Source organism: Nocardioides sp., from assembly GCF_050699375.1.
Lineage (GTDB): Bacteria > Actinomycetota > Actinomycetes > Propionibacteriales > Nocardioidaceae > Nocardioides.
On the sequence record NZ_JBOHDN010000063.1, the window covers coordinates 43540 to 49617 of the forward strand.

Here is a 6078-nt window from a genome sequence, read left to right on the forward strand (position 1 = left end):
TTAGGTTTATGAGGTCAATGCCCCGCCCCGCACTCCCTGCGATGACCACTCTCAGAGCGGTCTGACGTAGAGGAGGTCCGACTGGTCGTGCTGGAACCCAAGCTCCCTCGAGGCGCGCACCTCGGCCGCAGAGAGAGCGTCGACGTACATCTGAGCGACTCGGGCACCGTCAGACTGGACGCGCAGGAGCGCGGTCGCCAAGATAGTCCGCAGATCGGCGATGCCTACGCCAGCGGTGTCGAGCGAGATGCAGGCAGGCCGAGCCGCCGGATCCTTCTCGTCGACGCCGACGATGACACTTCCAGCGGGCGCGACCAGGCGCATCCGACCCCGCGTCAGCGCGGTCCGCTCACCGGGCGCCATACCGGCCAGATACCCGGCAGCCATCTCCGCCGGTCCGTCCGGCGCCGGCTCGACGGTCGCCTCGGCCCCGGAGCCGGCGAAGGGATGGACTCCCCCGATGAAGCGCAAGGTCTTGAAGATCGCGTGGTCCATGCGCGCGGCGAACCGTCGCGCCATCCGCTCGGCGGCCGGATGGGCGCCATGCGACCATGCCCGCAGCCGGCGGACGCCGGGAAGCGAGGACCAGCCGGTTGGCTGCTCGTCGAGGAGCTCGGCCAGCAGCGTCGCGATGCCATGGGAGCGGAACTCAGGCCGCACCACGAACTGGACGTCGGCCTCCTCCCCGACCATGTCGAGGCGTAGGTACGCCACAACCGGCACGTCAGGCAGCTGATCGAGCTGAACATTTCCGCGCTCACCAGGCGGCGGAATCGAGACCAGCAGGTGGCGGACCTCACCACGGCCTACCACTGTCGGAGTAGCCGTCGAGAAGCCAGCCTCGGCGTCATACTCGACAGCCTGATCGAGCAACTCCTCGACGTCCTTGACCTCAGCGTCTGCCAGCGTCGTGCGCCACGCGTAGGTGATCATGCCTCGTCCGCCTCAGCCAGAAGGCGCTTGACCAGGCGCCGGAAGACCTGGTTGGCGACCTCGTTGCGGCCCAGCACCATCGACCCCGCATCACGGCTGCCCATGGCGCGCTGGGAGTCGCGCAGCACCGGGAAGTCCTCGGCATGGAGCACGGAGAGGAGGATCTGCCAGTTCTTCTCCCACAGGTACTCCCAGCGCTCCTGGGTCATGCCGGCCCGATCCGCGGACGGCACGATCAGACGCATCTCCATGACGGATTCGGTCGGCGAGGTCGGATGCGGACGGAACGTGAGCAGCTGGAAGTGGTCGGGCTGCTTGAGCAGCGTGCTGTTCGGGCCGAGGAAGTGGGTTTCGGTGACGTCCTCGACGAGGCTGCGATCGCCGGGCTCCTCCTCGAGCCAGCGGTCGATGCTCTTGCGGGGAGCGATGAACCGACAGTGCCGGTCGAAGTCCTCGAAGACCATGACATTGGTGTGGATGTACTTCGCCGCAGTGTTCGGATGGGCGTACTGGATGTGGTAGCCATCGAGGAAGGCGTCCTGCATCAACTTCCAGTTCACCGTCTCCTCGAACCCCTCGGCACGGATGCAGATGAGCCCGCCGAGGTCGTAGCCGCCGAGGATCTCGTCGATCTCCGGCCCGAGCCACGAGGCGACATCGATCTCCGCGTCCGCGTTGTCGACGACCCACACAAAGCCGTGACGCTCCTCGGCCGGGAGCTCGACGAGCCCATACTCGGCCTGATCGAGGTCTCCGACGGTGGTGTCGCGGGTGATCGTGCGCAAAGAGCCGTCGATGTCGTAGGACCAGCGGTGATAGGGGCACGAGAAGAGCCTGCGCTTGCCGCAGGCGTCACCCTCCAGGAGCCCGCCACGGTGCCGACAGAGGTTGACGAGAGCCTTGACTCCCCCGTCACGCTGGCGCGTGATGATGATGTTGTTGCGCGGCATCCTCACGGTCTTGAAGTCGTACGTCTTCGGGATCTCGGATCCATGGGCGACGATCGTCGGCACCCTGCCGAAGATCACGTCCCGCTCCCGCACCGCCAGGTCGGGGTCGATGAACTCGTGCGCCTCGAACGGCTCGACCTTCTCGAACTGGTCGGTGGTGTCGTTGCGAAGGTGGTCCAGCGCACGCCTGATCCGCGCCTCGCGGTCGATGCTGACGTCGTCCGTCATGACATGCCTCCATTTATCTAAAGCCATAAGTTAATTCGAATGATGAGTGTACGCAACCGGACCTTCGGGCGACGACGGAGTCAGGTCCGCGCGGTGCCCTCGGGCCGGCGCAGCATCGACTGCCATGAGAGCCGTTCGGCGACCGCGGTGCGCAGCTTCATGAGGGGGCCGGTGCGGTCGAAGCCGAAGGCCCCCACCAGCTGGCCGTCATAGCGATACTGGCCGAGGAACGGGTCTGTCGCGCCACCATGGCCGATGAGCTCGACCTCGTCAGCAGGCTCGCCGAGGAGCTGGAGCTTGTGGCCGTACCACTCCGACCAGAAGTACGGAGTGATCCGGCATGGGCGGCGTTCGGTGGTCAGAGCGTTGCGAACCACGAACTCAGCCTGCTCGCCGGTGGAGGTCCAGTGCTCCATGCGGGTCGAGCGTCCGCTCCACGGATTGACCCATCGCGCGACGTCGCCCACGGCGTAGACACCGGGCACGGTGCTCTCCAGGTAGGGCGAGCAGGCCACACCGTCGCTGACCGCGACCCCCGAGCCGCGCAGCCATCCGGTGGCGGGCTCGACACCGATGCCCACGATCACCAGGTCGGCCGGGACCGTGGTGCCGTCGCTGAGGGAGACCTTCTCCGCGCGGCCCTGGCCACGGATCTCACGCACCTTGGTGCGCGTGAGGAGGTCGACGTCGTACTGCCGATGCAGATATGCGAGACGCTCGGCGACGAGCGACCCCACCGCTCCCACCAGTGGGAGGTCCAGCGCCTCGACCAGCGTGACCTCCGCACCACGTGCCCGGGCACTGGAGGCGACCTCGCCGCCGATGAAGCCCGCCCCGACGACGACGACACGGGCGCCTGGTTGTAGAGCCTCGCGAATGGCGCGAGCCTGATCCAGCGTACGCAGCGTGGTGACGCCGTCCAAGTGGGTGCCGTCGACCTCGAGGGGTCGCGGCTGCGCGCCCACGGCGATCACCAGGGCGTCATAGTCGATGTCACCCTTGTCGGTACGCACCCGCCGGTTGCGTGAATCCAGCGACAGTGCCTTCGTGCCCGTGAGGAGATTGACTCCCTGCGACTCGGGGTCGGGCAGGTGCCAGAACGGAGCCGGGTCGCCCTCCCCCGCAAGGAACTCCTTGGTGAGAGGCGGGCGGTCGTACGGCCCGTGCGCCTCCTCGCCGATGACGGTGATCTCCCCGTCGAACCCGATCCGGCGCGCCTCCTCCACGACACGTGCTGCACCCAGCGAGGCGCCAACGATGACGAGCCGGCGGATCCCGTCGACCAGCTCGACGTCGGTCATGTCAGCGGCCCTTCCACTCAGGGGCGCGTCTCTCCGCGAATGCTCGGGTGCCTTCTCGGAAGTCCTCGGAGCGCATGATCGTGGCCATGGAGCGGTCATTGATGTCCCACGGCTCCTGCTCCCAGTCGGAGCCCGCCGCTAGCGTGCGATGGACGGCTTCCTTGGTCGCGGCCACCGACAGCGGCGCGTTCGCGGCGATGCGGGCTGCCAGCTCCAGAGCGACGTCGAGGGCGGTGCCCTTGGGGGCGACCCGGTTGGCCAGACCGAGCTCCACGGCCCGCTCCGCGCTCACCGGGTCACCGGTGAGCGCGATCTCGAGGGCAGGCTTGAGCGGCACCTGACGCTGGGTGCGGATCACGCCGCCGGCCGCAGCCATCAGGCCACGCTTGACCTCTGGCAGACCGAGCTGCGCCCCCTCGTCGATGACGGCGAGGTCGGAGGCGAGCACGATCTCGGTGCCGCCGCCAAGGGCGAACCCGTTCACGGCCGCGATCGTCGGGATCGAGACGTAGTGGCGTACATAGCCGGCAAAGCCCCACTCCGGATGGTCTGGGTCGTCGACACGCTCACCTCGGGAGAGGGCCTTGAGATCGGCCCCCGCACAGAAGGCTCTATCGGTGCCGGTGACCACGAGCACGCGCACGTCCTCGTCCGCATCGGCCTCGGCCAGGGCGGCGGCTAGGCCGATCGAGACGGCGGAGTTGACCGCGTTCATAGCCTCAGGGCGGCGGATGGTCGCCACGGCCACGTGTCCGTGCCGTTCGAGGGTGACGATCTGGTTGTCGGCTTCGACCCGAGCGGTGCTCATGAGTTGCCTTCCTTGTCGCCGTGCGGCGTCATGCGTTGATGCGGGCGGGAGTCGGACGGTTCAACGGACCTTCTGGTACCGCTCGACCAGGTCGGCGTACTCGGTGCGGATGTCGGTCTTGCTGATCTTGCCGCTGGGCAGCCGCGGCAGCGGTTCGTCTCGGAAGACGACGTAGCGCGGCACCTTGAAGTCGGCCAGCACCTTCGACGCCTCGCGGATCACGTCCTCCTCGGTGAGCTCACCGGCGATCTGGATGATCGCCGCCGGCGTCTCACCGAACTTCGGATCGGTGGCCGCGATCACGGCGACCTCGCCGACTCCCGGAATCGCGGCCAGGACCTGCTCGAGCTCGACCGGGGACACGTTGATCCCTCCGGTGATGATCAGATCCTTCAACCGATCCACAAAGCTGATCCGGCCGTCCTCGTCGCAGACGCCCAGGTCACCGGAGTGCAGCCAGCCGTCACGGAAGACCTGTGCGTTGATCTCCGGCGACTCCCAGTATCCGGGAGTGACTCCGGGCCCCTTGATCACCAGCTCACCGGTCTCACCCGCCGCTGCCAGCTTGCCGTCGGCGTTCATCACGGCGACCTCGGTGAAGATGTGGCCGGCGCCGCAGCTGTCGGGGTGCTCGCGGAACTCGCTGACAGGCGTCGACGTGGCGATCCCGCCCGCCTCGGTCATGCCGTAGATCTGGCGCAGCGCGACGTCCTTCTTCGCCCACGCCTCGAGGAGGGTACCCGGCACTGCGGCGCCGCCGACGACGGCGGTACTCAGCGAGGACAGGTCGGCGTCAGCGAACTCCGGCGCTCCGGCGATCGCCTGATAGATCAGGGGCACCCCGAAGATGGCTTCGATGCGGTGCTCCTCGATGAGCTGGACCACTCGCGAGGGCACCAGCTGCTTCTCGATCACGAGCTTTCCGCCGAGCACGGCCGACATCAGCATGCCCCACACCAACCCGGGGGTGAACGCCAGCGGTAGCACCAGGATCGCGCTCGAGCCGCGGTGGAAGCCCTCCTCGACGAGACTGGCCTCGAAGACGATGTTGAGCAGCGTGCGGTTGGTCAGGACGACACCCTTGGAACGGCCCGTGGACCCACTGGTGAAGATGACCGAGATCGGGTCCTCATCGCCACGGTCGACGCGGAACGTCTCTGGCTCCCCGTCGCGCAGGACGGCCACCTCGGCAAAGGGCACCACCGTGACCGGATCCCCGCTCGCGCCGGCCTCTGTGGCGATGTCAACGAGGGAGTCGTCGGTCACAACGGCGGTCGCTCCGGCATCGTCGAGCACCTTGCGCAGCTCCGCGGCGGTGAACCGGCTGTTGAGCGGCACCAGGACGGCACCGGACTTCAGGATGCCGAAGGCCGCGATCGGCCACAGCACGTCGTTGGGGGCCATCAGACCCACCCGGTCTCCCGGCTTGACCCCATCCGCCTGGAGGCGGAGCGCAAACCGGCTGGACCAGTGCTCGACAGTCTCGTAGTCGAGCGTCTCGTCCTCGAAGACGAACGCCGGGGCGTGCGGCTGGGTCCGCGCCCACCAGGCGAGAGCGGATCCGATCGTGGCGCTCATGGATACTCCTTCAAAAAACCTATTGGTTGTAGATAATTGAGTTCTACTCGTGACGTGCGTCACTGTCAATGCCCCGAGAACGATTCAGAGGTCAAGAATGAGCGGGCCCGTACGGCAGCGGCCGACGCAGATCATCATGCAGTCGCCGGCGGCCCGCTCCTCCTCGCTGAGCACGGAGTCGCGATGATCGGGAACCCCACCGAGGACGCCGGTCTCGCAGGTTCCGCAGGTGCCCTCGCGACAAGAGAAGTCCACCTCGACCCCAACGCCGGCCAGAGCA

Annotated in this window: 6 protein-coding genes; all 6 read right to left on the reverse strand. The window is 67.4% G+C overall.

Going from position 1 to position 6078, the window contains the following annotated elements:
• Positions 1–51: 51 nt before the first annotated feature.
• Positions 52–933 carry a hypothetical protein gene (locus tag ACRDPS_RS04095; RefSeq protein WP_431500348.1) on the reverse strand — a complete coding sequence of 294 codons (882 nt, stop codon included), beginning with the start codon at positions 931–933 and terminating at the stop codon, positions 52–54.
• Positions 930–2111, reverse strand: a complete 1182-nt coding sequence (locus ACRDPS_RS04100; protein WP_431500349.1) for an aromatic ring-hydroxylating oxygenase subunit alpha — start codon at positions 2109–2111, stop codon at positions 930–932. The genes ACRDPS_RS04095 and ACRDPS_RS04100 overlap by 4 nt, the downstream gene beginning before the upstream one ends.
• Before the next feature lie 80 nt (positions 2112–2191).
• Positions 2192–3412 carry an NAD(P)/FAD-dependent oxidoreductase gene (locus ACRDPS_RS04105; RefSeq protein ID WP_431500350.1) on the reverse strand — a complete coding sequence of 407 codons (1221 nt, stop codon included), beginning with the start codon at positions 3410–3412 and terminating at the stop codon, positions 2192–2194.
• A 1-nt stretch (position 3413) separates the two neighbouring features.
• Entirely contained in the window at positions 3414–4220 is an 807-nt protein-coding gene (locus ACRDPS_RS04110; RefSeq protein ID WP_431500351.1) for a crotonase/enoyl-CoA hydratase family protein, read from the reverse strand.
• A gap of 60 nt (positions 4221–4280) precedes the next feature.
• On the reverse strand, positions 4281–5798 hold the full coding sequence (locus ACRDPS_RS04115) for a class I adenylate-forming enzyme family protein (protein WP_431500352.1): 1518 nt from the start codon (positions 5796–5798) through the stop codon (positions 4281–4283).
• Positions 5799–5882: 84 nt separating this feature from the next.
• On the reverse strand, positions 5883–6078 hold a 196-nt coding region (locus tag ACRDPS_RS04120), incomplete at its 5' end, for a 2Fe-2S iron-sulfur cluster-binding protein (protein WP_431500353.1).